This is a genomic window from Variovorax sp. 10N432, assembly GCF_056394465.1.
Genome location: NZ_JBFTHX010000024.1, coordinates 40,370 through 66,373, shown reverse-complemented (window position 1 = coordinate 66,373; position 26,004 = coordinate 40,370). Strand labels below are relative to the sequence as shown.

General features: G+C 69.2%; 23 protein-coding genes. 5 read left to right on the top strand and 18 right to left on the bottom strand.

Annotation, left to right across the window (positions count from 1 at the left end; genetic code table 11):
* Window positions 1–4 precede the first annotated feature (4 nt).
* A complete protein-coding gene (gene iaaH, locus AC1DF3_RS24680; protein WP_478141158.1) occupies window positions 5–1,411 on the bottom strand; it encodes an indoleacetamide hydrolase in 1,407 nt (468 codons plus the stop codon).
* Between the two features lie 162 nt (window positions 1,412–1,573).
* Here iaaH and AC1DF3_RS24675 point away from each other — a divergent pair, with 162 nt between their 5' ends.
* On the top strand, window positions 1,574–2,362 hold the full coding sequence (locus AC1DF3_RS24675) for a helix-turn-helix transcriptional regulator (protein ID WP_286537902.1): 789 nt from the start codon (window positions 1,574–1,576) through the stop codon (window positions 2,360–2,362).
* A 17-nt stretch (window positions 2,363–2,379) separates the two neighbouring features.
* On the opposite strand, the gene AC1DF3_RS24670 is transcribed toward AC1DF3_RS24675, so the two are convergent.
* The gene (locus AC1DF3_RS24670) at window positions 2,380–2,679 is read right to left on the bottom strand and encodes a hypothetical protein (RefSeq protein ID WP_286537900.1); all 300 of its coding nucleotides are present in this window, start codon (window positions 2,677–2,679) and stop codon (window positions 2,380–2,382) included.
* Window positions 2,680–2,902: 223 nt separating this feature from the next.
* Here AC1DF3_RS24670 and AC1DF3_RS24665 point away from each other — a divergent pair, with 223 nt between their 5' ends.
* Window positions 2,903–4,435, top strand: coding sequence for an alpha/beta hydrolase family protein (locus AC1DF3_RS24665; protein WP_478141157.1), 1,533 nt, complete (start codon window positions 2,903–2,905; stop codon window positions 4,433–4,435).
* Between the two features lie 39 nt (window positions 4,436–4,474).
* On the opposite strand, the gene AC1DF3_RS24660 is transcribed toward AC1DF3_RS24665, so the two are convergent.
* Window positions 4,475–5,359 carry a LysR family transcriptional regulator gene (locus AC1DF3_RS24660; protein WP_286537897.1) on the bottom strand — a complete coding sequence of 295 codons (885 nt, stop codon included), beginning with the start codon at window positions 5,357–5,359 and terminating at the stop codon, window positions 4,475–4,477.
* A 144-nt stretch (window positions 5,360–5,503) separates the two neighbouring features.
* Here AC1DF3_RS24660 and AC1DF3_RS24655 point away from each other — a divergent pair, with 144 nt between their 5' ends.
* Together AC1DF3_RS24655 and AC1DF3_RS24650 are read left to right on the top strand one after the other, a co-directional pair.
* Window positions 5,504–6,481: a tripartite tricarboxylate transporter substrate binding protein gene (locus AC1DF3_RS24655; RefSeq protein WP_286527026.1), complete on the top strand. Its 978-nt coding sequence runs from the start codon at window positions 5,504–5,506 to the stop codon at window positions 6,479–6,481.
* Between the two features lie 7 nt (window positions 6,482–6,488).
* A complete protein-coding gene (locus AC1DF3_RS24650) occupies window positions 6,489–7,664 on the top strand; it encodes a M20 aminoacylase family protein (RefSeq protein WP_478141156.1) in 1,176 nt (391 codons plus the stop codon).
* Window positions 7,665–7,687: 23 nt separating this feature from the next.
* On the opposite strand, the gene AC1DF3_RS24645 is transcribed toward AC1DF3_RS24650, so the two are convergent.
* The 3 genes from AC1DF3_RS24645 to AC1DF3_RS24635 are packed head-to-tail and all read right to left on the bottom strand — an operon-like array spanning window position 7,688 to window position 11,002.
* A complete protein-coding gene (locus AC1DF3_RS24645) occupies window positions 7,688–9,019 on the bottom strand; it encodes an MFS transporter (protein ID WP_478141155.1) in 1,332 nt (443 codons plus the stop codon).
* 48 nt (window positions 9,020–9,067) lie between these two features.
* On the bottom strand, window positions 9,068–10,183 hold the full coding sequence (locus tag AC1DF3_RS24640) for a M14 family metallopeptidase (protein ID WP_478141154.1): 1,116 nt from the start codon (window positions 10,181–10,183) through the stop codon (window positions 9,068–9,070).
* Between the two features lie 24 nt (window positions 10,184–10,207).
* Window positions 10,208–11,002 (bottom strand): gamma-glutamyl-gamma-aminobutyrate hydrolase family protein, encoded by a 795-nt coding sequence (locus AC1DF3_RS24635; RefSeq protein ID WP_478141153.1) that lies wholly within the window; start codon window positions 11,000–11,002, stop codon window positions 10,208–10,210.
* Between AC1DF3_RS24635 and AC1DF3_RS24630 the strand changes: the two genes are divergently transcribed.
* Window positions 11,001–12,083, top strand: a complete 1,083-nt coding sequence (locus AC1DF3_RS24630) for a LysR family transcriptional regulator (RefSeq protein WP_478141152.1) — start codon at window positions 11,001–11,003, stop codon at window positions 12,081–12,083. The two genes, AC1DF3_RS24635 and AC1DF3_RS24630, sit on opposite strands and share 2 nt — an antisense overlap.
* Window positions 12,084–12,102: 19 nt before the next feature.
* On the opposite strand, the gene AC1DF3_RS24625 is transcribed toward AC1DF3_RS24630, so the two are convergent.
* The 12 genes from AC1DF3_RS24625 to AC1DF3_RS24570 all read right to left on the bottom strand — a co-directional run bounded on the left by AC1DF3_RS24625 (window position 12,103) and on the right by AC1DF3_RS24570 (window position 25,972).
* Window positions 12,103–13,470 (bottom strand): hypothetical protein, encoded by a 1,368-nt coding sequence (locus AC1DF3_RS24625; RefSeq protein ID WP_478141151.1) that lies wholly within the window; start codon window positions 13,468–13,470, stop codon window positions 12,103–12,105.
* A gap of 117 nt (window positions 13,471–13,587) precedes the next feature.
* Window positions 13,588–14,691: a porin gene (locus AC1DF3_RS24620; protein WP_478141150.1), complete on the bottom strand. Its 1,104-nt coding sequence runs from the start codon at window positions 14,689–14,691 to the stop codon at window positions 13,588–13,590.
* An 83-nt stretch (window positions 14,692–14,774) separates the two neighbouring features.
* Entirely contained in the window at window positions 14,775–15,509 is a 735-nt protein-coding gene (locus AC1DF3_RS24615) for an RNA polymerase sigma factor FliA (protein WP_286537886.1), read from the bottom strand.
* A gap of 41 nt (window positions 15,510–15,550) precedes the next feature.
* Window positions 15,551–16,432, bottom strand: a complete 882-nt coding sequence (locus AC1DF3_RS24610; RefSeq protein WP_478141149.1) for a MinD/ParA family ATP-binding protein — start codon at window positions 16,430–16,432, stop codon at window positions 15,551–15,553.
* A gap of 10 nt (window positions 16,433–16,442) precedes the next feature.
* Window positions 16,443–18,944, bottom strand: coding sequence for a flagellar biosynthesis protein FlhF (flhF, locus tag AC1DF3_RS24605; protein ID WP_478141148.1), 2,502 nt, complete (start codon window positions 18,942–18,944; stop codon window positions 16,443–16,445).
* A gap of 2 nt (window positions 18,945–18,946) precedes the next feature.
* On the bottom strand, window positions 18,947–21,043 hold the full coding sequence (gene flhA, locus AC1DF3_RS24600; RefSeq protein ID WP_286537882.1) for a flagellar biosynthesis protein FlhA: 2,097 nt from the start codon (window positions 21,041–21,043) through the stop codon (window positions 18,947–18,949).
* Window positions 21,040–22,179 carry a flagellar biosynthesis protein FlhB gene (gene flhB / locus AC1DF3_RS24595; RefSeq protein WP_478141147.1) on the bottom strand — a complete coding sequence of 380 codons (1,140 nt, stop codon included), beginning with the start codon at window positions 22,177–22,179 and terminating at the stop codon, window positions 21,040–21,042. Before flhB ends, flhA begins: the two co-directional genes overlap by 4 nt.
* Window positions 22,180–22,298: 119 nt before the next feature.
* Window positions 22,299–22,940, bottom strand: coding sequence for a protein phosphatase CheZ (gene cheZ / locus AC1DF3_RS24590; protein WP_286537879.1), 642 nt, complete (start codon window positions 22,938–22,940; stop codon window positions 22,299–22,301).
* A 4-nt stretch (window positions 22,941–22,944) separates the two neighbouring features.
* Window positions 22,945–23,334: a chemotaxis response regulator CheY gene (cheY, locus tag AC1DF3_RS24585; protein WP_286371658.1), complete on the bottom strand. Its 390-nt coding sequence runs from the start codon at window positions 23,332–23,334 to the stop codon at window positions 22,945–22,947.
* Window positions 23,335–23,364: 30 nt separating this feature from the next.
* Window positions 23,365–24,450 carry a protein-glutamate methylesterase/protein-glutamine glutaminase gene (locus tag AC1DF3_RS24580; protein WP_478141146.1) on the bottom strand — a complete coding sequence of 362 codons (1,086 nt, stop codon included), beginning with the start codon at window positions 24,448–24,450 and terminating at the stop codon, window positions 23,365–23,367.
* Window positions 24,447–25,106: a chemoreceptor glutamine deamidase CheD gene (cheD, locus tag AC1DF3_RS24575; protein ID WP_286537878.1), complete on the bottom strand. Its 660-nt coding sequence runs from the start codon at window positions 25,104–25,106 to the stop codon at window positions 24,447–24,449. The genes AC1DF3_RS24580 and cheD overlap by 4 nt, the downstream gene beginning before the upstream one ends.
* Window positions 25,103–25,972 carry a CheR family methyltransferase gene (locus tag AC1DF3_RS24570; RefSeq protein WP_286537877.1) on the bottom strand — a complete coding sequence of 290 codons (870 nt, stop codon included), beginning with the start codon at window positions 25,970–25,972 and terminating at the stop codon, window positions 25,103–25,105. The genes cheD and AC1DF3_RS24570 overlap by 4 nt, the downstream gene beginning before the upstream one ends.
* Window positions 25,973–26,004: the final 32 nt, after the last annotated feature.

The following is a 26,004-nucleotide window of genomic DNA, read 5'->3' as shown; positions in this document are numbered from 1 at the left end:
GCCTTCAGCGCAGCCAGGGGGCGGAGGGCTCTATGGGCAGGATGGCCTCGATCGCCGCGGCGACCGCCAGCAGCCGGCGGTCGCTGCCGGCCGGGCCGTCGAGCGCCAGCCCGACCGGCAGGCCCGCAGCCAGCCCGGCCGGCAGCGTGACACCAGGGATGCCGGCGTTGCTGCCCGGGTCGGTGTTGCGGATGAAGGTCGGGAAGGTCGGGCAGCGCTGGCCGTTGAACAGCACCGTCTCGTCGTCGCCGACCGGCGCCGCTGTCAGGGGCGTGGTCGGCAGCAGCAGGGCCTGCACGCCCGAGGCGGCGAAGGCATCGGCATAGAGCGCCTGCAGTTTCACGCGCGCCAGCAGGGCTTCGCGGTAGGCGGCCTCGGGCACCGCGCCGCCGGCCAGCAGGGGCCGCGCGATGGCGGCGACGTCGGGGCTGCCGATGCCGTCGACGAGCTGCTGGAGGTCGATGCCGCGGCCGGCCTCGTGCAAATAGCGGCCCATGTCGCGCACGAATTCGAACAGCGCGATCGGGAATCCGGCCGCCCCGTTGAGTTCGGACAGCCCCGGCAGCGCCACCTCGACGAACTGCACGCCGGCCGCGCGCAGGCGCTCGACGGCGGCGTCCGCCACGGCCTGCACGCCGGGCTCGAGCGTCTCCCAGAACGGCGCCCGCGGCAGGCCCAGCCGCAGCCCCGCGAGCGCCACCGGGCCCAGCGGCGCGCCGCCATCGGCCAGCACGCCGTCGAGCAGCGCGCAGTCGGCAACGCTGCGGGCAATCGGGCCGGCGGTGTCGCGGGTCGTGGAGATCGGCGCGATCCCCTGCCCCGGCACCCGCCCCACCGTCGGCCGCAGGCCGACCACGCCGCACAGGGCGGCCGGCACGCGCACCGAGCCGCCGGTGTCGGTGCCGATCGCGGCCGGCACCAGGCCGGCGGCCACCACCACGCCCGAGCCGCCGCTGCTGCCGCCCGGAATCCGCGACGGGTCCCAGGGATTGCGCGCCGCGCCCGTCACGCTGTTGTTGGTCGTGATGCCGAAGGCCAGCTCGTGCATGCTGGTCTTGCCGGCCACCATCGCACCGGCTGCGCGCAGGCGGCGCACCACTTCGGCGTCGCGGGCCGGATGCAGGCCGTGCAGGGCGCCGGTGCCGGCGCCGCTGGGCAGCCCGACGGCGTCGATGTTGTCCTTGAGCGCCACCGGCACGCCGAGCAGCGGAAGGTCCTCGCCCGCCGCGATGCGGGCATCGGCGGCCCGGGCCTGGGCCCGCAGCGCCTCGGCGTCGAAGGCGACGTAGCCGTTGAGCGCGGCATGGGCTTCGGTGCGGGCGATCAGGGCGTCGGCGACCGTCACGCTGGTGACGGCGCCCGCCTGGAGTTGGCGCCGCAGTTCGGCGACACCGAGTTGTGTGAGCTTCATGGCCTGTTCCTTGGTCGTGTCGGCGAATGCTAGGAACCGGGGGCCCCCCACGCACCTATCACGATTGATAGGGGGCCTACGGGTCGGCACCGATACCGGTCGGCGCGCAGCGGGCTAGCATGGCCGACCGCCCCTTTGCACGGTCTTTGCTTTACCCACGCCATGTATCTCGCCACGGCACAGACCCGCGCGCTCGGAGACGTCATGCGTCTGCTGGCCGAGGCTACCGACCCCGATGCCCTGCGCGGCGACCTCGCGCTGCCCATGCTCGACCTGCTGCGGGCCGACACCTACGTCTCGATGACCTGGGACAAGGCAGCCCGGCGCTTCGACCGTGCGAAGGCGCTCAACATGTCGCTCGAGAACTTGCGCAGCTGGGACGAGTACTACCGCTTCGTCGATCCGCTCACCTTCCCGATGATGGAGCGCCGCCATCCGACGCTCGCGACCCAGATCCTGTGCCAGAGCGACCTGGCGCGGACCGAGTTCTTCAACGACTTCCTGGCCCGCGACCACATGCACTGGGGCGTCAACGTCTATGTCTTCGCGCATGGCGAATGCACCGGCGACATGCGGATCTGGCGGCGGCGCGAGCGCGGCAACTTCGACAACAACGAGATCGAGGCGCTGCGCCTGGTCGAGCCCGCCTTCGCGGCCGCGCTGGCGCGCTTCCAGTGGGAGGCCGACCCGCTGCTGTCGCCGCAGGCCCGCGAGAGCGTCACCGAGCTGCTGCAGCGGCGCTCGGCCCTGAGCCAGCGCGAAGCCGAAGCCGCCGCGCTGGTGCTCTCGGGCTGCCCCGACAAGCTGATCGCCAAGCGCATGGCGGTCGGGCTGCCGACCGTGCGCTTCCATCTGGCCAACGCCTTCCGCAAGCTGCGGGTCGAGAACCGGACCCAGCTCGCGGCCCGGGCCCAGGCGCTGGTCAACGACCCGTTCGTGGCATCGAACTGAGGCTGCAGGCGGGCCGGCTAGCGCTCGCTCTTGCCGGCCTTCGAGGCCCGTCCGTCCCAGGCAAACGAGACGCCGACCAGCAGCGCCACCCAGACCACACCCGAGAACAGCGCGCCGCCCCAGTGCGTGCCACTGCTGCAGTCGAGCTCGAAGTAGCGCCCCAGCGCGCTGTTGCCGTCGGGAATCAGCATCGCCAGCTTGGCGGGCAGGAAGAAGACGAACTGGAGCCAAGCCATCAAGGTCGACAGCATGGAGCCGCCGGACGCCATCTCCGTCGCCGCCTCCAGCCGCTTGCACTGGTCAATGAATATCGCCACCTGGAGCCTCCGCGCCGACCATGGCGCCACCGGATTCTGACCCGGATGCGCCTGTCGCCAATGTGATAGTGGCCGCGGGTAACTCCGCAGGGTCGTGCCGGCGCGCACCCCTACGCTCCGACCGCCGGTGATGTCGCTCGGTCCAGGTCGAAGGCGCGCCGGCGTTTCGTGTCCCCCCGTGTTTGCCAACAAATCAACCAAGAAATCCCGGAGACAAATCCCCATGCAACCCAGTCGTGTCCAGTTCCTGGCCTTGGCCACCACCTTGAGCCTCGCCGCTTGCGGCGGTGGCGGCAATTCCGTCCCGTTCATCGCGGCGGCGCCCGCGCCGGCCCCGGCGGCCGCGGCGGCTGCCGCTGCACCCGCCCCCGCACCCGCGCCCGTGGCGGAAGAAAAGCGCGAGCAGGACAACCGCAACAGCTTCGTGCCCGCGGACCCGAGCGCGACCACCTTCACGGCGATGGCGGCCGACCCGGCCGACACGGTCGACAACAGCACCACCAGCCGCTGGGCCGGCGTGCTGGGCGGTGCCGCCTACCGGGTCGAAGTGCCCGCCAACTGGAACGGCAAGCTCGTCATGTACGCCCACGGCTACGCCGGCACCGGCAACGCGCTGGGCGTGAACAATCCGTCGATCCGCCGCTACCTGATCCAGAACGGCTACGCCTGGGCCGCATCCAGCTACAGCAAGAACTACTACGACGTGCGGGTCGGCGTCGAGGACACCAACGCGCTGGCGCTGGAGTTCAACAAGATCGCCGCTGCCGCCGGCCGCACGCTGGCGGCGCCCAGCAAGATCTTCATCACGGGCCACTCGATGGGCGGCCACATCACGGCCGCGGCGATCGAGGACGAGGCCTACGCCACCGCCAACCACAAGGTCAAGTACAACGGCGCGGTGCCGATGTGCGGCGTGGTCGGCGACACCGAGCTGTTCGACTACTTCGCCGCGGCGCAGGTCACGGCGCAGGCACTGGCCGGGGTGCCGAAGTATCCGTTCATCAACTGGTCGGACATCTCGGCGCAGGTGACGGGCGCGCTGTTCACCAGCATGGCCACGCCGCTCGGCCTGACGCCGACCGGCGTCAAGTACGCCAAGGTGATCCAGAACCTCACCGGCGGCCCGCGGCCGATATTCGACCTCGGCCTCGCCTACGGCGGCTCGTTCCCGGCCGTGTGGGGCGTGTTCGGCGGCGACGGCACGATCACCGGCATCCTGAACAAGAGCGTGATCGACACCAACCGCTTCACCTACACCGTCGATGGCGATGCGGCGACCTCGAACCAGATCAACGCCTCGGTGCTCAAGCTCACGGCCGTGGCCGACGCCAACCGGCTGCGCACCGACGGCCTGCGCTGGATTCCCAAGGCCAACGGCGATTTCAAGATCCCGGTCGTGACGCTGCACACGCTGGGCGACCTCTACGTGCCCTTCAGCATGGAGCAGATCTACCAGAAGCGCGTCGCCGCCAAGGGCAACAGCGGCTGGCTGGTGCAGCGGGCCATCCGCGGCGCCACCCACTGCGACTTCACGGTGGCCGAGCAGGTCGCCGCCTTCGACGCCATGATCAAGTGGGAAGGCGGCGGACCCAAGCCCGCAGGCGACGACGTGGTCACGCCGGCGACCGTGGCCGCAGCGACCTATGGCTGTGCCTTCACCAACAACACCATCACCGCCGACGACGGCGGTGCGACATCGAACACTGCCAAGCTGCGCGCCTTCATCGCCGGCAATGGCGGCGCCTGCCCTCCCTGATCGGCCGAGACGGCTCGGCGCCCCCCGGCGCCGCGCCGCTCAGTCGTGCAGCAACTCCTGCATGAGCGCGCGCACGATCGCCAGCCCCGGCGCCTCCGTGCGCCGGCGCAGCGTGACCAGCCCGAAGCGCGCGCTGCGTTCCATCGGCGGGTTCATCCTGAGTTCGACCAGGTCGGGCGCCGCTGCCCGGATCGCCAGCAGCACCGCATCGGTCTGCCGCGCCACCTCGACCAGGCTGGCGACCTCCTCGCACTGCAAGGTCACGCACTGCGCCGGATGGGCCTCGGGCCCGTAGGTCTCGATCAGGCTGCGCGCCACCTCGTCGCTCAGCGGCGTCGAGGCGATCGGATAGCGCTGCACCGCCTCGAAATCCACGCCGCTGCGCCGGCGCGCCAGCGGATGGCCGCGCCGGCACATGAAGACCCCGCGCATCTCGCGCAGCATGCTGACCTCGAGGTCGGCACCGGGCGCCAGCGAGCGGGCATCGAGCACCAGCGCATCGAGCGTGCGGGCGCGCAAGGCCTGCGCCAGCAGCTCGGTGCCGCCGCGCGCCACCACCACCCGCACCTTCGGATGGTGGGTCGCCATGTGCATCAGCAGCGGCGTCATCAGCATGGCGCCCGGCCCCGAGCCCATGCCGATGCGGATCGCGCCGCCCTGCCCTTCGCGCATCTGGCGGCCGCTGTCGCGCAGCTCGCCGGCCTCGGACACCAGCTGGCGGGCCCGCAGCACCACGTCGCGGCCGAAAGGCGTGAGCTCGCTGCGGCGGCCGATCCGGTCGAACAGCGGCATGCCGAGTTCGTCCTCGAGCGCGCGGATGCTGCGGCTGAAGGCCGGCTGCGTGATGCACATCGCCTGCGCCGACTTGCTGAACGAACCGCTTTCGGCCAGCGCGAGCAGGTGCCTGAGCTGGACCAATGTCATCGGGCGGCTCCGCGGAATGCATGCATTGAAGTAATCATTTGGCGGACAACAATGCATTGGATGTTCTCACGCGGCGCTCCTACGATGCAAGCGCGTCCCCGCTCCGAGGGACGGCCCCACAGCCCAAACGTCATCAGGAACCCCATGAAGACCTTCTTCCAACGTTCGATCGCCGGCCTGCTGCTGCTGGCCGCAGGCGCCGCGTTCTCCCAGAACTACCCGAGCAAGCCGATCAGCCTGATGGTGCCGTACCCCGCGGGCGGCCCTTCGGATGCCGCGGCCCGGATCTTCACCGCGCCGCTGGGCAAGGAGCTGGGCCAGCAGGTGATCGTCGACAACCTCGGCGGCGTGTCCGGCGCGCTGGCGGCGCAGAAGGTGCTCGCGGCGCCCGCCGACGGCTACTACCTGTTCCAGGGCTCCCCCAACGAGGTCATCCTGGCACCGCTGGCCAACGCCGCGGTCAAGCTCAAGGCCGAGGACTTCCGCCTTGTCCATCCGGTGACCGACGCCGTGATGGTGGTGGTCGCGCGCAAGGACCTCCCGGCCAACAACATCGACGAACTGATCGCGCTGGCGCGCAAGAACGCCGACAAGCCGCTGACCTACGGCAGCGTGGGCATCGGTTCGCTCTACCACCTGATCCTCGAGGACGTCCAGAAACGCACCGGCATCCAGCTGATCCATGCGCCGTACAAGGGCAACGCGCCGCTGCTGACCGACATCGGCGGCGGCCAGGTCGACTTCGCGGTGCTGGTCTACAGCGCCGGCATGGGCGCGATGGCCGACCAGGGCCGGCTCAAGGTGATCGGCCAGCTCGGCGCCCAGCGCTCGGAGCTCTTGAAGAACGTGCCCACGGTCAGCGAAGGCAAGGAACTGAAGGATTTCGCGTTCCAGATCTGGAGCGGGTTCATGGTGCCGAAGAACACGCCCGAAGACGTGGTGCAGCGCCTGCACAAGGCCATCGGCGCCACCTTGAAGGACCCTGGCGTGCGCGCGCAGCTGGCGGCCCAGACCCAGTTGGCAGCGCCGCCGATGACGCTGGCCGAGGCGGCCAAGTTTTACGAAGCCGAGACCGCGCGCTATCGTGCGATCGCCAAGTCGATCAACCTGCAACCGCAATGAGGCCCCGATGAGCGCACTCCTCGATCACATGCACAGCCAGTCGGATGAATTCATCGGGCTGCGGCGCGACATCCACCACCACCCCGAGCTCGCCTTCGACGAGCACCGCACCTCGGCCCTGGTGGCCGAGAAGCTGCAGGCCTGGGGCTACGAGGTCGAGCGCGGGCTCGGCGGCACCGGCGTCGTCGGCCGGCTGGTGCGCGGTGACGGACGACGACGCCTCGGCCTGCGAGCCGACATGGACGCCCTGCCGATCGACGAGGCCACCGGGCTCGGCTATGCCAGCTGCAATGCCGGCGTGATGCATGCGTGCGGCCACGACGGCCACACCGCGATGCTGCTGGCCGCGGCGCGCCATCTCGCCGAGCGGGGCCGATTCTCGGGCACGCTGAACCTGATCTTCCAGCCGGCCGAGGAAGGCGGCGGCGGCGCGGTCAAGATGATGGAGGACGGCCTGTTCGACAAGTACCCGTGCGACGCCATCTTCGCGATGCACAACATGCCGGGCATGCCGCAGGGCCGCCTGGTGCTGCGCGAGGGCCCGACGATGGCTTCGTCGGACTACGCCACGGTCACCCTCACGGGCGTCGGCGGCCATGGCGCGATGCCGCACCGGGCGGCCGACCCCGTGGTCGCCGCGGCCAGCATCGTGATGGCGCTGCAGACCGTGGTGTCGCGCAACGTCGATCCGCTGCAGATGGCGGTGGTCACGGTCGGCGCGATCCATGCCGGCAAGGCCAACAACGTGATCCCGCAGCAGGCCACGCTGGAGATCAGCATCCGCGCACTCGACCGCGAGGTGCGGGCCACGCTCGAACGGCGCGTGAAGGCACTGATCGCCGCGCAGGCCGAGAGCTTCGGCGTCAGGGCGCAAGTCGAATGGCGGCCGGGCTATGCGGTGCTCGTCAACACGCCCGAAGAGACCGCCTTCGCGCGCGAAGTGGCGCTGGAGCTGGTGGGTGCCGACCAGGTCACGCTGCAGGGCCCGGCGCTGCCGGGCAGCGAGGACTTCGCCTTCATGCTCGAGAAGCTGCCGGGCAGCTACCTGTTCATCGGCAATGGCGATGGCGACAGTGCCGGCGCCTGCATGGTGCACAACCCGGGCTACGACTTCAACGACGACAACGTGGCGATCGGCTCGGCCTACTGGGCGCTGCTGACCGAGCGCTTCCTGGCGGCCTGACGAAATCGCCCGACCGACAGCCGCTACTTCGTCACATCGACATCGCGCGACTCGGGCAGCATCCACATGGCGACCACGCTGATCGCGCACATCGCAACCACGTAGTAGGCCGGGGCCATCGGATTTCGCGTCACGGCGATCAGCCAGGTCACGACGAACTGGGTGGTGCCGCCGAACACCGAGGTGCCGATCGCGTAGACCAGCGACAGGCCCGTGCTTCGCACCGCGATGGGCAGGAGTTCCGGAACGGTCACCAGCCCCGCGGCGCCGAACATCGCCGTCAGCGCAGCCAGGATCGCGGACACCACCAGCAACGTGGTGGCGCCGGGTGCACCCGACAGCCACATGAACAGCGGCACGATCGACAGCATCAGAACGATGCGGGGCAGCTGGTTGGTGACCTTTCTGCCGTAGCGGTCGCACAGGAGGCCACCGACCAGGGCGAAGGCAAACGTCATGACGCCGCCCATCAGCACGCTGCCCTGCGCCAGCGCCGGCGGCAGCTTCAGCACCTGGACCGCGTAGGTGACCATGTAGTTGCCGACCTGCGACGCCACCGCCGTCGCTGCCGTGAGCAGCACGCCCAGCACCAGCACACGGCGGTGCTTGCTGAACACCGAGCCGACGATCTGCGCGCCGGTGCGTTCCCCGCTGCCTTCGTGGGTTTCGGGAAGGCTGCGGCGGATGTAGAGCGCGATGGGAATGAGCACCAGGCTGAACAGGAACGGCACGCGCCAGCCCCACGACGAGAGCTGCTCCTGCGTGAGCACCAGTGACAGCGCCACGCCGAAGGTCCCGCCCACCGCGACGGCAAGCCCCTGGCTGGCGATCTGCCAGCTCGAATAGAAACCGCGCCGTCCTGGCGGCGCCGCTTCGAGCAGCAGCGCGGTGGCCGGCCCGACCTCGCCACCGAGCGCCAGGCCCTGCAGCAGGCGGCAGAACACGACGATCACCGGTGCGGCGATGCCGATGCTCGCATAGCTGGGCGTCGCGGCCAGGCCCAGCGTGCCGACGGTGATCAGCGCCACCGTCAGGATCATGGCCGGCTTGCGCCCGGCCCGGTCGGCGAAGGCGCCGATCAACACGCCGCCCAGCGGCCGCGTGAAGAATCCGACCCCGAACGTGGCTACCGCCACCAGCAAGCTGCCGAACTCCCCGCTGACCGGGAAGAAGGTGCGGCCGATGTAGACGGCGAAGTAGGCGTAGATGACGAAGTCGTAGAACTCGAGGGCATTGCCCGCGACGGCGGCAGCGACCGCCTTGCGGCTGATGGCGGTCTTGGCGACGGGCTGCGCGCTGCGCGCAGCCGTGGCGGCCTGGGGCAGGCCGGCGGGATTCAGGGTGGACGCGTTCATGGGGTGTTCCGTGGTTCGTTCGGGGTCGAGATCGAGAACGGACGCGCGTCAGGCCAGCATGGCCTGGGACGCGTCTTCCTGCAAACCTTCGAGCGCGCTCAGGCAGGCTTGCGAAGCCTGTTGCCATACCGCGAGCTTCCAGTCGGCGGCGTCGGGATAGAACGCATCCTTGAGCGCCTGCTTGATGGCGGCGGACCGGGCCGCGTCGATGTCGCCGTGCCGGTGCAGCCAATGCTCGGCACGCAAGGCGCCGGTGACACGCTCGCTCGGCCAGGTGCCGTACTCCAGGCATATGCCCATGTGCTGCGCGCCCCGGCACTCCTCGGTGATCGCGGTCTGGATCGGTCCGGTCAGCGGAATGCTGGTCGAGGTGCCGGTCGTGACCGAGGTCAGTTCGCCCCACCACCGCTCGGCCCGCGCGAGCACGGCCGGGTCGTCGTCGAAGCTCGCGAAGATGCGCTCGCCGACGCCGTAGGCGCCGAGACCGGTGTGGATGTCGATCGAGGCCAGTTGGCGCACCTTCGGCGCGTGACGCTTCAGGATGCGGTGGAAGGTGTCGTTGCTCCAAGTCGGCCGATGGCCCCCGAAGAACATGCCGTCGGCGAAGCCGTGCTGGCCCAGGCTCATGGCCCGTTGCAGGCCGCGCGCGCCATGCCGATCGCGGTATGCCGCGAGCGCGGCTTCGACCTCGGCCTCCGGCGGCCAGGCGGCCGGCAGCAGGAGTTCGTGGATCTCCGCATAGCCGGGATTGACCGGCAAGGGCTTGGCGAAGTCGACGAAGTTCCGGTTGAGGTCGACGTTCTCCGGCGTGACGCGACGCAGATGCGAGAAGCCGAAGGGATTGATCGCATGGACGTGCAGCACTGCCGTGTCGCGCAAGGCATCGGCGCCCTGGTGGGCAGCCAGCAGCATCCCGGTCTGGACTGCCGATCCGCAGAAGCCCTCGACGCCATGGACGCCGCTGATCACCAGCAGCATCCTCGATGCATCGGCCGGGCCGTCGAGGACGACGTCCGTGGCCAGCGTTTCGCCGTCGGCGCCGACGAGTTCCAGTTCATGGGACTCGACCGGCAGGCCGCGCCGCGCGGCGGCGCTCAGGAATTTCTCCCGTGCTTCGGCATAGCTGTGGCTGAAGAGCCCGTCGATCCAGGCATTGTTTTCCATATGTCTCCGTCAGTTCGTTGTGGGTCAGGGGGATGGGGCGAGGCGCTGCTGCTGTCGCAGCCGGCAGGCGTCGCCGAAGGCCTCGAAGATGGCGCGCGCGAACGCGCTGTCGCCGGTGCGCATCTCGGGATGCCACTGCACGGCCAGCGTGAACTGGGCGGCGTCCGCGATGGAGAAGGCTTCGACCAGTCCGTCGGGCGCCCTGGCCTCGACCCGCAAGCCGGCGCCCAGTCGGTCGATGCCCTGGTGGTGCAGCGAATTCACCCGGGTCCGGGTACTGCCGGCCAATCGGGCCAGCAGGCCGCCTTCGACGAGGTGGAGGTCGTGGCTATCGTCGTACCAGCGCTCGATCGGGCGATCGTGATCGCCCTCGCGGTGGTCGAGCCTGCCGATCTGCTCGTGCACGGCGGGCTCCAGCGTGCCGCCCCAGGCGACATTGATCTCCTGGAAGCCGCGGCACACGGCCAGCACGGGCACGCCGGCCGAGACCAGCGCCGGCAGCAGCGGCAGGATGGCGGCATCGCGGTCATGGTCGAGCAGCATCTCGCGGTGCGGCAGCGGCAGGCCATAGCGCGCCGGCGCCACATTGGAAGGGCTGCCGGTGAGGACGATGCCATCGATCGTCGCCGCCAGCGTGGCGGCCAGCTGTCCGCCCGCCACGGCGGGCAGCACCAGCGGAAGCGCGCGCGAGACTTCGCCGACGGCGTGAACGTAGCCRTGCAGGGCGGCATGCGCCGGATGGCCGTGGCGCTCAACCCGGTCGGACGAGATGACGACGACGGGTCGCAGGCTGGCGGACGGATGGGGAAGGTTTTTCATGGCGAATGGCTGGGCTGCTGAAGGCAGTCTAGGAATTCGCCGAGCTTGCGTAAATTGCATAATATTCAGCTTCAACTTGCAGGATCTGCAAGCCAAGGCTGAAATGAACATCCGGCAACTGAGGCATTTCCTGGCCGTCATCGACCTCGGCTCGCTGAGCGCCGCCGCCGAGGCGGTGCACCTGAGCCAACCTGCGCTGTCGCGCAGCCTGCGGGCGCTCGAGAACGTCCTGCGGGTGCCGCTGTTCGACCGGCAGGACCGGCGCTTGCGCCCGACGCCCTATGCCCTCGCCTACGTGGAGCGCGCGCGGCGCATCGTGTTCGACGACAACGAAGGGGCGCGCTCCCTGGCGCTCATGCGCGAAGGCGAACTCGGATCGCTGGCGCTCGGCATGGGCTCGTCGATCGCCAGGTTTCTGCTCGCGCCACTGATGCTGGAGATGCTCGACAAGGCGCCGGGGCTGCGTGTCAGCGCCATGGTCCAGAGCACCGACGTGCTGCACGAGGCCTTGCGGAAGGAGCGGCTCGATTTTTTCATCGGCGACGTCCGCATCGCCCGGCGCGAGCGCGACATGGTGACCGAGCCGATCTACCCGTGCACCTTCGGCTGGTTCGCCCGCGCGGCGCATCCGCTCTCGGCCAGGCGCAACGTGACGATGGCCGATCTTGCTGCCTATCCGCTCATTGCCGCGGGCTATGCCGACGAATCCGTCGAGCGCAGGATCGCGGACCTGTATGGCCTCGGCATGCCGATCAGCGACCACTTCGCGCTCAGCACCAGCGATCTCGGCACCGTCCACGCGCTGCTGGCATCCAGCGATGCCGTCACGCCATCGACCGCCATCGCCGTGCTCGATCCGCTGAAGGCCGGCGTCGTGGTTCCGATCGACGTGACGCCGCGGCTCGACCTGGACTTGACGCTCGGAATCGTCCATCGTGCCGGCCGCACGCTGGTGCCCGCAGCTGCGCGGGCGTTCGACTTCATCCGCGCGAGCTTTGCGAATGCGGCCGGCGAGCTCGCGCGCCTGGAGGCAAGGCCAGGCCGCGGCGGGCGAGGCGATCGAGCGCGGCGAATACGCTGAAGCAGCCGCTTGCGCGGCCTCAGTCCATCAAGCTGAGCTGCAGATAGCCGTTGGTGCCATGCGCGGGATCGTTGGCGCCGATGATGGCGAAGAGCTTGGCGCCCTGCATGGCGAAGTAGGTCGCGCCGGTGGTCGTGTTGGGCAGCAGGCGCATTCCTCTCGGTTGGCTGGTGCCCATCGGATAGAAGGTGTTGAAGGTCTGGACCACGCTGCCATCGGTCGCCACGCCGTTGCGCGTCGACGTGTTGTTGGCCGCAACCTGTACGCGGCCCCACGAGCCCGGCGTGGCAGAACCATAGCCGGTGCCGGCAGGCCAGGCCGTGCCCTCGGGCACGCCGATCCGGAACACGGCGGTGCGCGGGTCGCTCGCGGACTTGCCCGCGATCAGGAAGATCTTCTGGTCGCCAATGCGCGCGAGCGCGATGTTGGCGGTGTTCGAAGGCGTAGCCGCTTCGGTCATGGTCCACATGCCACTCGCGCTGCCGGGGGAGATCAGCCAGGTCTGCTGGTCAGCGGGCTGGCAGAGCTCGATCCGGGAGATGTTGGCGTCGTTGCAGCGCACCAGCTTCGTTCCCCCTGCCGAGATCTCGAACTGCGAGATGTCGGAGGTCTGGATCGTCGGGCCGACGTCGATGCCGAAGCGGTTGTAGACGCCATCGAGCGCCGCCTGCTGCGTTTCGAGCGCCCGCGAGGCCAAGAAGGGCTGGATCGCGAAGGCCTCGTTCGCCGACTGGGTCACGGCGAAGGGGAATGCGCCGATCACGGTGTCCTGGTTGAGATGAAAGCGCGCCGTGTTCGCCGCCGTGGCAATCCGGGCGGACTGGAACACATAGGTGCCAGCCTCATTCGCATCCGCGGCAAAGCTGCCGCTGACGACGGCATTGTTGCTGTCGGTCCAGCTGTAGGCGCCGGTGTCGAAGTTGAGCGCGAGGGTCTGCCGGCTGCCGTTGGTGGCGAAGGCCTTGTAGCTTCCGTTGCGCGCATCGCCGCCCGACACGGCGAACTGCAGCGACCTGGTGCTTGACGCATCGGCGCTTGCCGACGCGGTCACCGTGTAGGTGGCCGCCGAGGCGGTCTCGTTGACCAGCTGCGCGCTCCATTGGGTGGGCGTGCTGGCCAGGGCGTTGGCGGTGATGCCGGCCGGCGCACTGCTGCTGGTCCAGGAGACGTTCTGGCTCGGCGTGATCTCCACCTTGTCGCCGGGCTTCACGGCGTACAGGTCCGCGCTCTGGGCCGTCGCGGCCTGCCCGTTGATCTTCACCGAGGTGGTCAAGGCCGGCTTGGCGGCAAAGCCCGCCAGGCCTCCGCCGCCGCCGCCTCCACCGCCGCCACACGATGCCAAAGCCACCGCAGCCAGGATGCCTGCGGCAAGGTTCCACTTTCTCATTCGCTGGTCTCCACCAAGTTGTGTTGTTGTGTTTTCGAATGAAACACACTGTAACAAATTCTTGATGGCAAGCGCTGGCTGGCGGCCCCCCCGCCGCCCGGACGGAACCAGCCCCGATCAGAAGCTGTGGCGCAACCCGAGGTCGTACCCGTTCGAACTGCGGTCGGGCGCCGTGATCGAGCCGTTCAGGCCGACCGCCGAGCCGCCGCTGTTGCTCAGGTGCGAGTAGGTCGCATAGGCCACCGAGCGCTTCGAGAAACTGTAGACATAGCCCAGGGACAGCTTGCGCGCCGCCGGATCGCCGATGGCATCGGTGCCGTAGCGCGACCAGGCGAACTTGATCTGGTCGATGCCGACCGGCACGATGAAGCCGACCGCATAGCCGGTCGCGGTGACGGGCTGGAAGCTCTCGACCTTGTCGCGGTAGTAGCCGGCCGAGACCTCGACGATCTGGAAGTCGTAGCTGGCGCCGACATTGGTCGATCGGATGTCGCCGTTGGTCGGGGTCTGCTGGTAGTCGGTGAGGGCCGTCGCGACCGCGATCCCGAAGGGGCCCGAGCGCCAGCCCACGCGGCCGCTGAAGCCGGTGCCGTCGTCGGCGCCCGGCGTGTGCTTCTGGTTCTCGCCCATGAAGTACTGCACTTCGCCGAAGAAGCCGCCCAGGCCCGGCGGCAGGAAATAGCCCACCATGTTCGAGGCCCGGGGCGAAGTCGGCCCGGCGATCGAGCCGGCCTGCGGCTGGATCGTGCCGACGCCGTTGTTGTCGAAGGGATCGACGTCGGTGCGGTTGCGGTAGTGGGCCGTGAAATCGCGGCCCAGCCGCAGCTCGCCCCAGAGATCGAACAGGCTGATCGTGGAGCGACGGTTGAAGCTCAAGGCGTCGGCCGAGGTGACACCGCTCGCCTGGTTGTTGGTGTTGCCCGCGACCCCGGTGCCGGTGTCCAGACTGACGCCCGCTTCGAGCCAGAAGCCCGCCCCCAGGCCGCCGCCCAGATCCTCGATGCCGCGAAAGCCGAGGCGCGAGGCGGTGTTGCCGCTGCTGATCAGCTGGGTCTTGGTGGCGATGCTGCCGCTGCCGTAGGCCACCGCCGCGTCGGCCACGCCGAACAGCGTGACGCTGCTGCCGGTGACCGGGCCCTGCACCTGGCTCGTCTGGGCGAAGGCCGCTCCCGAGGCGCACAAGGCACTCCCCGCGATGGCCGCAAGACTGGCTCTGTTCATTGGGCTGCTCCTCTGCGCATTGCGCACCCGCTCCGCCGGCGATGATAGACGAGCGATGCGCACCGGAGGCGACGATTTCGCGCCTAGAGGATGTCCTTCAGCCGGGCCCGCAGCCGGCTGATCGCCTGGCTGTGCAGCTGGCAGACCCGGCTCTGGCTCACTTCGAGGATGGCGCCGATCTCGCGCAGGTTCAGCTCCTCCTCGTAGTACAGGTTGAGCAGCAGCTGGTCGCGCTCGGGCAGCGCCGAGATGGCATCGATCAGCTGGTGGCGGAAGCCGCTCTCCATCAGCTGCTCGAGCGGGTCGTCGCTCGCGCCCTGGCCCTTGCGCGCCTGTTGCGCATGCAGGTCGAGGAAGGGGTTCTCGGCCTCGCCCTTGGCGAAGTCCTCGACATAGACCAGCTGGCAGCCCTGGATCTCCTGCAGCAGCGACTGGTAGGCCTCGAGGTCGATCTTCATCTCCTTCGCGATCTCCCCTTCGGTGGGCGCCCGGCCGAGCCGGTGCTCGAGCGCATGGACCGCCTTCTCGACCGCCCGCGCCGACTGGCGCAGCCCGCGAGAGCCCCAGTCGCTCGCGCGCAGCTCGTCGAGCATGGCGCCACGGATGCGCTGGCTCACGAAGGTCTCGAACTGCGCGCCCTTGTTGTCCTGGTAGCGGCTCGATGCGTCCAGCAGGCCCAGCATGCCGGCCTGGATCAGGTCGTCGAGCTCGACGCTCGCGGGCAGCTTGGCGATCATCTGCAGCGCGATGCGCCGGACCAGCGGCTGGTGCTGCGCCAGCAGGTGAGACTTCTCAATGGTGCCCTGTGCGGTGTACACGTGCGCTCCTTCGTTGCATGTCGGTTGTTCGGTTCGCCGGCTCAGGCGATGGCGAAGCGCGCCGCGGCCATCGCACGGCCCCGCGGCAGCTCGACCCGCGGCCCGTGCGATGGCGGCGCCACGGCGCGGGCGGGACGGGCCGCGGGCGCACGCGTGCGCCAGGGCCAGCCGCCCATGTCGACCGCGACGCGGCGGAAGTCGACCGCCGCCGCGCTGGCCGGGAAGGCCTCGACCACGCTCTGGCGCAGCCGGCGGGCGTCCGCCAGATGCGGATCGGCGCGCACCCACCCGGCCGCTTCCAGCGACACCGCGAGGTAGCGGCTGCCGGTGCTCGCGAGGTTGGTGGTGATCTGCTGCGCCTCCTCGGGCCCGGCCACGCCGTCGACCAGGAAGCGCAGCTGCTTCAGTCCATGCGCATAGTGCAGGCGCTTGATGCCCGCGTACGCCGAAGTGATCGACGCGGCGTTCGGCTGCAGCACCAGCAGCAGCTCGTCGGCTGCCTGGGCCAGCGCCGACAGCCGGCCTTCGCCGTCGATCCGGGCGGCGATCAGCACCACGCCGCCGCGGCACAGCAGGCGCGGATCGATCTCGGCATGCCGGTCGCCGAGCGGCGCCGGCAGCACGCCGACACCGCAGCCGGCCCGGGCGATCGCGCCCTCGCAGGTCAGCCGCCGGTCGGCCACGTCGGCCAGGTCGCCGAGCGGATCGATCGCCCAGGCGGCGCAAATCGCCGCTGCCGTCCCGCCGTGTTCGTCGAGCACCAGCACGTCCCTGCCCTGCTGGACAAGGGCCGCGCCGAGGTTCATGGCGGCCTCCGTGGCGCCGCCGCCCGGGCCCATGGCCGCGACCGCGACGACGCGCGTGGGCGTATGGGCCAGCAGGCGCCGCAATCCGTCGGCCTGATCTGCAACCAGCTTGGTCATGTGCGGCTCCTCAACCTTGCGGCGCCAGCACCCGGGCCGGCTGCGTCGGCGCGGTGGACTCGGTGCCCAGGGCCTCGAGCAGCATGAAGAGCTTGCCCACGCCGACATACAGCGCGTTGCCGGTCAGCGGCCGGCTCGAGCGCGCCGGGCGGCCCGAGAGCTGGTTCAGCAGCACCCGCGTGCGGTCGGCCCACTCGCCCCTGGCCTGCAGCAGCCGCCACACGGTGGTGCCGACCTGGCCGGCGATCAGCAGCCGCTTCATCATGTCCGGATCGCCCAGTTCGCCCATGCCGCCGATCAGCTGCACGCCCTGGCGCAGCAGGCGGAAGCAGGGATCGGCCTCCGCCGCCCAGCCCTGCCATTGCGCGAGCTGCTGCGCGCTCACCTCGCTGCCGAGGTTCGACAGCAGGTAGCTCTGGGCCAGGATCTTCTGGCCGCGTGCATCGAGGACGCGGGTGACGACGCAGCGCAGCAGCGGCAGCGACTGGCGGTCGATCGTCGCCGAGGCGCCGAGGCGCAGCAGCACCTCGGCCTGTGCCTCGCATTGCAGCGCCGGCTTGCCGCGGAAGCTCACGGGGCGCGCCGGGCCGAATTCGAGGCCGAGCCGGGCCAGCTTGCCCGGCGCTTCGGTCACGGGGTCGATCACCGCCGTCGCGCCGGGCGCGCGCGCCAGCCAGCGCTGGCCCTGGGCCTGCCACTCGACCATCGACTCGGGCATCGGCAGGCGCGGCAGCACGTGCACCAGCGTGCGGCCGAGCGACTGTTGGCGCAACCACTGGACCTGGCGCAGCCCCGGCTTGCGCCGCGTCTCCGCGCCCCCGGCCACCGCCGCCGTCGACAGCCACTGGTTGGGCGCCGCCAGCGGCAGGCCGCTGCGATCCGACAGCAGCAAGCTGCCCTGGCATTCGTAGGCGTCGCCGCCCTCGTCGGATCGCAGGCCGACCTGGCCCGAGAGCGCCAGCACGTGCGTCTCGCAGCCGGCTGCGACCTCGCTGCGCGCCTGCACCATCAGGTCCTCCAGCACGGCCTTCTGGCCAACCGCCTCGTCACCCGCGTTGCGCCACAGCCGGCGTGCGCCCTCGAAGCCGATCTGGGCACCGGCCAGCGCGCCGGCCGCGGTCGCCAGTTCCTGGGCATCGTGCGCCATGGCGCGGATCAGGTTCTGGTATTGCAGCCGCAGCCGCTCGGCCTCGGCCTGCGCCTGCACGACCTGGGCCGACGGCGCCGCGCCCGCGGCGTCGTCCTGCATGTCGGCCTCGGCCGGCACGAACAGGGGGTTGTGGCGGCGCGGCTGGAACACGCTGTCGACCAGCTGCGCGCGGTCCGCCAGCATGAGGTTCTCGGGCACCTTCTGCCCGCTGGAGATGTAGTGCACCGGCAGCCGGTGGCGGATGACGGTGTCGATCAGCGCGCCGGGATGGGTGGCCTCGTCGACCTTGGTGAAGATGCAGCCCGCCAGCTCGTTGCCGCCACCGCCGTTGCGATAGGCATGCACCACCTCGTTGAGGGTGTCGCCGTGGCTGGTGGCGTTGAGCAGCAGCAGCCGCTTGACCGGGCGGTGGCTGTTGCACAGCATCGCGATCTGGTCCGACACCGAGCGGTCGCGCTGGCTCATGCCGACCGTGTCGATCAGCACCATGTGCTTGTCGCGCAGGTCCTGCAGCACCAGGTGCAGGTCGGCCGCATCCTTGACCGCGAACACCGGCACGTCGAGGATCTGGCCGTAGATGCGCAGCTGCTCGTAGGCGCCGATGCGGTAGCTGTCGGTGGTCACCAGGGCCAGCTTGTCGGCACCGAAGCGCATCACGCAGCGCGCCGCCAGCTTGGCGGTGGTGGTGGTCTTGCCGACCCCGGTCGGGCCCATGAGCGCATACACGCCGCCTTGCGCGAGCAGGGCGTCCTCGTCCTCGTGCACCGGCACCGCGCGAATCAGTTCGGCACGCGCGAAGGCCATGCCTTCGGCATAGCTCTGGCCGGTCGGGAGCTTCTCGAGCATGGCCTTCGACAGCTTGGCGCTGAAGCCGGCACCGAGCAAGGTGCGCAGCAGGCGGCCGCGCACCGGGTCCTGGCGCTGGCGGTCGTTCCAGACCACGCTGGCGAGCTGCTCCTCGAGCATGCCGCGCATCGAATGGAGCTCGTTCATGACCATGTCGGCCGGTGCGGGCGCAGCGGCGGGCGCGCGGGCCACGGGGGCGGCGGGCGCCGGCGCGACGGCCGGGGCGGCCACGGGCATCGCCATCGCCGGCAGCGCCGGCATTGCCGGGGCGACCGGCATCACCGGGGCGACCGGCGCTGCCGGCAGCGGCGCCCTGACAGGCACGACCGGCGCGGCACTCGCCACCGCCTGCGTCATCTCGCCTTCGACCATGGCGACGATCTCGACGCCCTCGGGTGTCGCGCGATGGTTCAGCACGATGGCTTCGGCACCGAGTGCCTCGCGGACCAGGCGCAGGGCTTCGCGGCTGGTCGCCGCGACGAATTTGCGGGCCGTGGTCCGCACGTCTGTAGACATGTTCAAACTCTTCCTCCGATGGTGGCGGTGATCTTGATGTTGCGAGAGTCAGGGATCTCCGCATGGGAGAGCACCTTGAGTTGCGGCAGGCTGCGGCGCAGGAAGCGCGACAGCAGCACGCGCAATGCGTGTTGGACGACCAGCACCGGCGCCAGGCCCATCTGCTCCTGGCGCACGATGGCGGCCTGCGCCTGGCGCAGCAGGTTGTCGGCCAGGCCGGGCTCGATGCCGCTGCTGCTGGTCATGGCCTGCTGCAGCACGCTGTCGAGCGAGCCGTCGAGCCCGATCACCTGCAGCTCGGCATCGCCCGGGAACAGCTGCTGCGTGATCGCGCGGCCCAGGGCCAGGCGGACCAGCGTCGTGAGTTCGGTCGCGTCCTTGACGGTCGGCGCATGCTCGGCCAGCACGTCGAGGATGGTGCGCATGTCACGGATCGGCACCTCTTCCCCGAGCAGGTTCTGCAGCACCTTGTGCAGCGTGCTCAGCGAGATCAGCTTCGGCACCAGGTCCTCGGTCAGCTTCGGCGCCGTCTTGGCGATCTGGTCGAGCAGCTGCTGCACTTCCTGGCGGCCCAGCAGCTCGGCGGCATGGGTCTGGATCAGGTGGTTGAGGTGGGTCGCCATCACGGTGCAGGCATCGACCACCGTGTAGCCGTGGATCTGCGCCTGCTGGCGCAGGTTGCCGTCGATCCACACCGCCGGCAGGCCGAAGGCCGGGTCCTGGGTCGGCGTGCCGGGCAGGCTGCCCGTGACCTGTCCCGGGTTGATCGCCATCCACTGGTTCGGGAAGGCCTCGCCGCGCCCGATCTCCACCCCCTTCAGGCTGATGACATAGGTGTTCGGCTTGATCTCGAGGTTGTCGCGGATGTGAACCACCGGCACCAGGAAGCCGATCTCCTGCGCGATCTTCTTGCGGATGCTCTTGATGCGGCCGAGCAGCTCGCCCTGCTGCGACTGGTCGACCAGCGGGATCAGCCGGTAGCCGACCTCCATGCCGAGCGGATCGACCAGCGCGATGTCGTCCCAGCTGGCTTCGGCCGCCTCGGGGGCTGCCGGCAGCGCGGCCTGGGCCGCGGCGGCGGCTTTTTCGGCCGCCTGCTTCGGCTTGCGCTTGAGCAGGTTGTGGCCGAGCCAGGCGAGGCCGCCGGCGATGAGCAGGAAAGCCAGGTTCGGCATGCCCGGGATCAGGCCCATCAGGCCGATGATGCCGGCGGTCAGGAACAGCACCTGCGGGTTGGAGAACAGCTGGCCCGTGAGCTGGCTGCCGACGTCCTCGTCGGTGGTCACGCGCGAGACGATCACGCCGGCCGCGGTCGAGATCACCAGCGCCGGGATCTGCGCCACCAGGCCGTCGCCGATCGCCAGCAGCGTGTAGGTCTTGCCGGCGGTCGAGAAGTCGAGCCCGTGCTGCGCCACGCCGACCACCAGGCCGCCGATGATGTTGATGACCATGATCAGCAAGCCCGCAACCGCGTCGCCGCGCACGAACTTGCTGGCGCCGTCCATCGAGCCGTAGAAGTCGGCCTCCTGCGCGACTTCGGTGCGGCGCTTGCGGGCGATGTCCTCGCCGATCAGCCCGGCGTTGAGGTCGGCGTCGATCGCCATCTGCTTGCCGGGCATGGCGTCGAGCATGAAGCGCGCGCCGACCTCGGCGATCCGGCCCGCACCCTTGGTGATCACCATGAAGTTGATCAGCACCAGGATGATGAAGACCATCACGCCGACCGCGAAGTTGCCGCCGACCAGGAAGTGGCCGAAGGCCTCGATCACCTTGCCGGCGGCATCGGGGCCGGTGTGGCCGTGCATCAGCACCACGCGGGTGGAGGCCACGTTGAGCGACAGCCGCAGCAGGGTCGAGAACAGCAGCACGGCGGGGAAGGCGGCGAAGTCGAGCGCCTTCATGGTGTACATGCTGACCAGCAGCACCATCACCGACAGCGCGATGTTGAAGGTGAACAGCAGGTCGAGCAGGAAGGCCGGCAGCGGCAGCACCATCATGCTCAGGATCATGATGATGAGAATCGGCCCGGCCAGTCCCTTGAACTGGTTGCCGGAGAAGAACTGCGTCGGCAGACGCATCAGGTTGGTCATCGCGTTCATACGGGCACGGTGTATTGAAGTTCGTCAGGAACGGCGACGTCGGTCGGCATGCGCGGCGCCTCGCCGCCTTCGGATTTCCAGCGCTTGAGCTGATAGACCCAGGCCAGCACCTCGGCCACGGCGGTGTAGAGGCCCGAGGGAATCTCGTCGCCCAGGCGGGTGTGCTTGTAGAGCGCCCGCGTGAGCGGCGGCGCCTCGAGGATCGCGACCTTGTTGTCGGCCGCGATCTCGCGGATGCGCTGCGCCACCAGGTCGGTGCCCTTGGCCACCACGCGCGGGGCGCGCATGGCGCCGTCGATGTACTTCAGCGCGACCGCGAAATGGGTCGGGTTGGTGACCACGATGTCCGCCTTCGGCACCTCGGCCATCATCCGGCGCTTGGCGATCGCCTGCTGCTGGCGGCGGATCTGGGCCTTGATGTGCGGGTCGCCTTCGCTTTCCTTGTGCTCCTGGCGCACGTCCTCGCGCGACATGCGCAGTTTCTTGTAGTAGGTCCAGAGCTGCCAGGGCACGTCGACCAGCGCCACCAGCACCAGCGCCGCCGCGATCAGGGCGCAGCTGCGCCCGACCAGCATGATGGTGTGCGGCAAGGCGGTCGACTCGGGCTGGCCGAGCAGCGCCATGACGTGCTCGAGGTCATCCATGATGACCAGGTAGGCGACGCCGCCGATCAGCAGCGACTTGGCGAGTGCCTTGATCAGCTCGGCCAGCGACTGGGTCGAGAACATGCGCGCGATTCCGGCCAGCGGGTCGAGCTTGCCGAAGTTCGGCGAGACCGCCTTGCCCGACAGCAGCCAGCCGCCGAGCATCATCGGCGCCACCACCGCGGCCACCACCATCATGGCGAACAGGGGGGCCATCGCCAGCAAGGTCTGCATCACCATCCAGGCGGTGCGGGCCAGCATCTGCTGGGGCTCGTAGGCGATGCCGCGCTCGAACTGCAGGCCGCGGCGCAAGGCGGCGCTGAGGGTGGCGCCGAGCGACTCGGCGGTGAACCAGAGCCCGCCGATGGCCGTCGACAGCATCACCAGCGTGGTCAGCTCGCGGGAGCGGGCCACATTGCCTTCCTCGCGCGCCTTTTCGAGGCGCCGCTCGGAGGCGGGTTCCGTTTTTTCGAGATCGCTTTCCTCAGCCATTCATGCTCCTGGAGCAGCAGGCGAGAAACGCCTGCACATGACTGATTATTCGATTCGGAGGGCCGGAACAATCGCCCGATCAAGAGCGCAATCGCCCTCCTTCTCGCTCGATCGAGGCCTCAGAAGCCAAGGCTCTCCAGCAGATCGTCGACCTGCGACTGGTCGGCCACCGCATCGGGATTGCCGGGCACGATCTGCGGGCCGTTCTGCAGGCTGTTGCTGACGATCTCCTGCCGCTTCTCGGCCGGCGAGTTGTCGATCAGCACCTGCAGCAGCTGGGTCTCGACGTCGTTGACCACTTCCATCATCTTCTTGATGACCTGGCCCGTCAGGTCCTGAAAGTCCTGCGCCATCAGGATTTCCATCAGCTGCGAGTTGATGGCATTGGTCTTCTGCGGCACGTCCTGCAGGAAGCCGCGCGTGTCCATCACGAGCTCGCGCGCATGGTCGAGCTCGATCGGGTCGGCGAACCACTCGTCCCAGCGCTTGCTCAGGCCCTTGGCGTCGCTCGCCAGCCCCTCCTGCAGCGGCTGCGCGACATCGATGGCATTGAGCGCGCGATGGGCCGCCCGCTCGGTGGTCGCGGCGACGTAGGCCAGCCGGTCGCGCGCATCGGGAATGGCCTGCGCCGCCTTGGCGACTTCCTTGTCGAGGCCCAGCTCGCGCAGTCCTTCGCGCAACTGACGCGTCAACTGCCCGATGCGGCCCAGCAACTCTTCAGCGGTGTTCCCTTGTTCGGCGTCGAACGCGTTCTTGCTCATGGCCTCACCCCTTCGCCAGTTTTTCGAAGATCTTGGTGATCTTCTCTTCGAGCGTGGCGGCCGTGAAAGGCTTGACCACATAGCCGTTCGCGCCGGCCTGGGCCGCCGCGACGATGTTTTCCTTCTTGGCTTCGGCCGTGACCATCAGCACCGGCAGCTTGCCCAACTCGGGATCGGCGCGAATGTTCTGCAGCATGGTCAGGCCGTCCATGTTGGGCATGTTCCAGTCCGACACCACGAAGCCGAAACTGCCGCCGCGCAGTTTCTCGAGGCCGGCGGCGCCGTCCTCCGCTTCATCGACGTTGAGGAACTCGAGCTCCTTCAACAGGTTGCGCACGATGCGGCGCATGGTCGGGAAGTCATCCACGACCAGGATCTTGATGCTCTTGTCAATCACGTTTCTCTCCACTCAAACAGTTCGTTGTCAAACCCGATTCGTGCGCGCACCGAAGGTGCGCAGGTGCGCCAGCACGCGGCGCGCCATCTCGCCCAGCGGCGCCACCTCGTCGGCCGCGCCGATCGCGATGGCTTCCTTCGGCATACCGAAGACGACGCAGCTCGCCTCGTCCTGGGCGAAGGTGTGGGCGCCGGCGCGCTTCATGCGCAGCAGCCCCTCGGCGCCGTCCTTGCCCATGCCGGTGAGGATCATTCCGATCGCGTTCTTGCCGGCATGCCTGGCGGCCGAGTCGAACAGCACGTCGATCGAAGGGCGGTGCCGGTTCACCGGCGGCTCCTGGTCGAGATGCGCCACATAGTTGGCGCCGCTGCGGCCGAGCGACAGGTGGAAGCCACCCGGCGCGATGTAGGCATAGCCCGGCAGCACCCGCTCGCCGTGCTCGGCTTCCTTGACCGTGATGCGGCACAGGCCGTCGAGCCGCTGGGCGAAGGACTTGGTGAAGCCCGAGGGCATGTGCTGCGCGATCAGGATTGCGGGACTGTCCGGCGGCAGCGGCTGCAGCACCTCGCGGATCGCCTCGGTGCCGCCGGTGGAGGCGCCGATGATGATCAGCTTCTCGGTGCTCAGCAACGGGCTGCGCAGCAGTGCCTCGGGCGCGTGCTCGCCCGCCGGCCGGGCCGACGCGGCATGCCGCGACGGCAGCAGCCGTGCACTGGCGGCGGTGCGGATCTTGGCGGCGATCAGCTCGGTGTAGTTGAGCAGGCCGTCGCGCACGCCCAGCCGCGGCTTGGTCACGAAGTCGATCGCGCCCAGTTCGAGCGCGCGCAGCGCGATCTCCGACCCGCGCTCGGTCAGCGACGACACCATCACCACCGGCATCGGCCGCAGCCGCATCAGCTTCTCGAGGAACTCGAGGCCGTCCATGCGCGGCATCTCGACGTCCAGCGTCAGCACGTCTGGGTTGGTGACCTTGATGAGGTCGCGCCCCACCAGCGGATCGGCGGCCGTTCCCACCACCGTCATGTCCGGCTGGCTGTTGATGATTTCGGTCATCACGCTGCGTATCAACGCCGAGTCGTCGACGCACAGCACCTTGATCTTGTTCGCGCTCACCAGCTTCCTTTGCTTCTGGCCCACGGCGGGCTCTCGCCGACCGGGCCGTTGGTTTTGCGCAGGTCGAGCGCCGGTCGCGGCAGGGCCATGCGCAGCAGCTCGCCCTCCTCGCGCTGGATCGCCTGCACGTCGTTCTGCCCCCGCAGCTTGCGCACCACCGCCTTGCCGCTCGCCGGCATGAAGCAGACGCGGCGCGCATGCTGGCCGCGCAGGTCCTGGGCCGCGACGCTGATGCGTTCGGACTTGAGGTAGCGCAGCACGAAATCGGCATTGCGGTCGCCGATGTTGAGGGTCGTCATGTTGGCCAGCACCGCGGCGCCGCCGAACACCTTGGCCTGCAGCCGCTCGCGCCGGGCGCCGGAGCGGATCAACTCGCGGATCAGCACGTCCATCGCGTAGGCGCCGTAGCGCATCGACTCGGTGGCGTCGCGGGCGACCGAGTCGCCCTCCTCCGGCAGCATGAAGTGGTTCATGCCGGCGACGCCGTTGTCGGTGTCGAGGATGCAGGCCGACACGCACGACCCCAGCACCGTGGTCAGCACCGTGTCGGTGGTGGTCACGAAGTACTCGGAAGGCAGCAGCTTGACTGCCATGCTGCCGACGTCGCGGTCGAAATAGTGATGGTTGGCCAGCGACCCCGGCACGACAGCATTCATGGCACCCCTGCCTTGCCCTTTGCGCGCGCCAGCTCGTACACCGTCTGCCCGAGCGGCCTGAAGGTCTGGTTGACCAGCGAGGCGTTCTCCGAATGGCCCGCGAACAGCAGGCCGTTGGTCTTCAGCAGCGGCGCGAAGCGGTCGAGCACCTTCTTCTGCGTCGGCTTGTCGAAATAGATCATCACGTTGCGGCAGAAGATCGCATCCAGCGGCTCCTTGACCGACCAGGACGGGTCGAGCAGGTTGAGGCGCGAGAACTTCACCAACTGCGCGACCTCGGGGCGGATGCGCACCTTGCCGGCATTCGACCCGGTGCCCTTGTTGAAGAAGCGGCGCAGCCGCTCGGGCGACAGCGCCTTGACCTGATCGGCGGTGAAGACGCCCGCCTGGGCCTTGGCCAGCACCGCGGTGTCGATGTCGGTCGAGATCACCCGGGCCGCGTTGGCCTTGTCGCCCAGCGCCTCGATCAGCGTGATCGCGATCGAATAGGGCTCCTCGCCGGTCGAGGCCGCCGAGCACCAGATCGTGACCGGCTCCCTGGCCTTGCGCACGTGCTCGGCCAGCACCGGGAAGTGGTGCGCCTCGCGGAAGAACGACGTCAGGTTGGTGGTCAGCGAATTGATGAACGACTGCCACTCGTCGCCGTCCTGGCGCGACTCCAGCAACTCGAGGTAGGAGGAGAACTCCGGCAGCCGCAGCTCGCGCAGCCGGCGCGACAGGCGGCTGTAGACCATCTGCCGCTTCTGCTCGCCCAGCGCGATCCCGGCCCGCCGATGGATCATCGCGCGGACCTTCGAGAAATCGCTGTCGGTGAAGAGAAATTCGGTGCTCACGGTGGACGTCGGTGCCTGGGTCTCAATGTACATAGCGAGCTTCTTTTCCAATGGTTCGATCAACG

Coding starts and splice junctions, on each gene's coding strand:
- flhB (WP_478141147.1), bottom strand. CDS start 22,179: ATGGCTGAGGAAAGCGATCTCGAAAAAACGGAACCCGCCTCCGAGCGG.
- AC1DF3_RS24610 (WP_478141149.1), bottom strand. CDS start 16,432: ATGACCAAGCTGGTTGCAGATCAGGCCGACGGATTGCGGCGCCTGCTG.
- iaaH (WP_478141158.1), bottom strand. CDS start 1,411: ATGAAGCTCACACAACTCGGTGTCGCCGAACTGCGGCGCCAACTCCAG.
- cheZ (WP_286537879.1), bottom strand. CDS start 22,940: ATGAGCAAGAACGCGTTCGACGCCGAACAAGGGAACACCGCTGAAGAG.
- AC1DF3_RS24650 (WP_478141156.1), top strand. CDS start 6,489: ATGAGCGCACTCCTCGATCACATGCACAGCCAGTCGGATGAATTCATC.
- flhA (WP_286537882.1), bottom strand. CDS start 21,043: ATGAACGCGATGACCAACCTGATGCGTCTGCCGACGCAGTTCTTCTCC.
- AC1DF3_RS24660 (WP_286537897.1), bottom strand. CDS start 5,359: ATGACATTGGTCCAGCTCAGGCACCTGCTCGCGCTGGCCGAAAGCGGT.
- AC1DF3_RS24620 (WP_478141150.1), bottom strand. CDS start 14,691: ATGAACAGAGCCAGTCTTGCGGCCATCGCGGGGAGTGCCTTGTGCGCC.
- AC1DF3_RS24630 (WP_478141152.1), top strand. CDS start 11,001: ATGGCGAATGGCTGGGCTGCTGAAGGCAGTCTAGGAATTCGCCGAGCT.
- AC1DF3_RS24675 (WP_286537902.1), top strand. CDS start 1,574: ATGTATCTCGCCACGGCACAGACCCGCGCGCTCGGAGACGTCATGCGT.
- AC1DF3_RS24665 (WP_478141157.1), top strand. CDS start 2,903: ATGCAACCCAGTCGTGTCCAGTTCCTGGCCTTGGCCACCACCTTGAGC.
- AC1DF3_RS24645 (WP_478141155.1), bottom strand. CDS start 9,019: ATGAACGCGTCCACCCTGAATCCCGCCGGCCTGCCCCAGGCCGCCACG.
- AC1DF3_RS24570 (WP_286537877.1), bottom strand. CDS start 25,972: ATGTACATTGAGACCCAGGCACCGACGTCCACCGTGAGCACCGAATTT.
- cheD (WP_286537878.1), bottom strand. CDS start 25,106: ATGAATGCTGTCGTGCCGGGGTCGCTGGCCAACCATCACTATTTCGAC.
- AC1DF3_RS24655 (WP_286527026.1), top strand. CDS start 5,504: ATGAAGACCTTCTTCCAACGTTCGATCGCCGGCCTGCTGCTGCTGGCC.
- flhF (WP_478141148.1), bottom strand. CDS start 18,944: ATGTCTACAGACGTGCGGACCACGGCCCGCAAATTCGTCGCGGCGACC.
- AC1DF3_RS24625 (WP_478141151.1), bottom strand. CDS start 13,470: ATGAGAAAGTGGAACCTTGCCGCAGGCATCCTGGCTGCGGTGGCTTTG.
- AC1DF3_RS24640 (WP_478141154.1), bottom strand. CDS start 10,183: ATGGAAAACAATGCCTGGATCGACGGGCTCTTCAGCCACAGCTATGCC.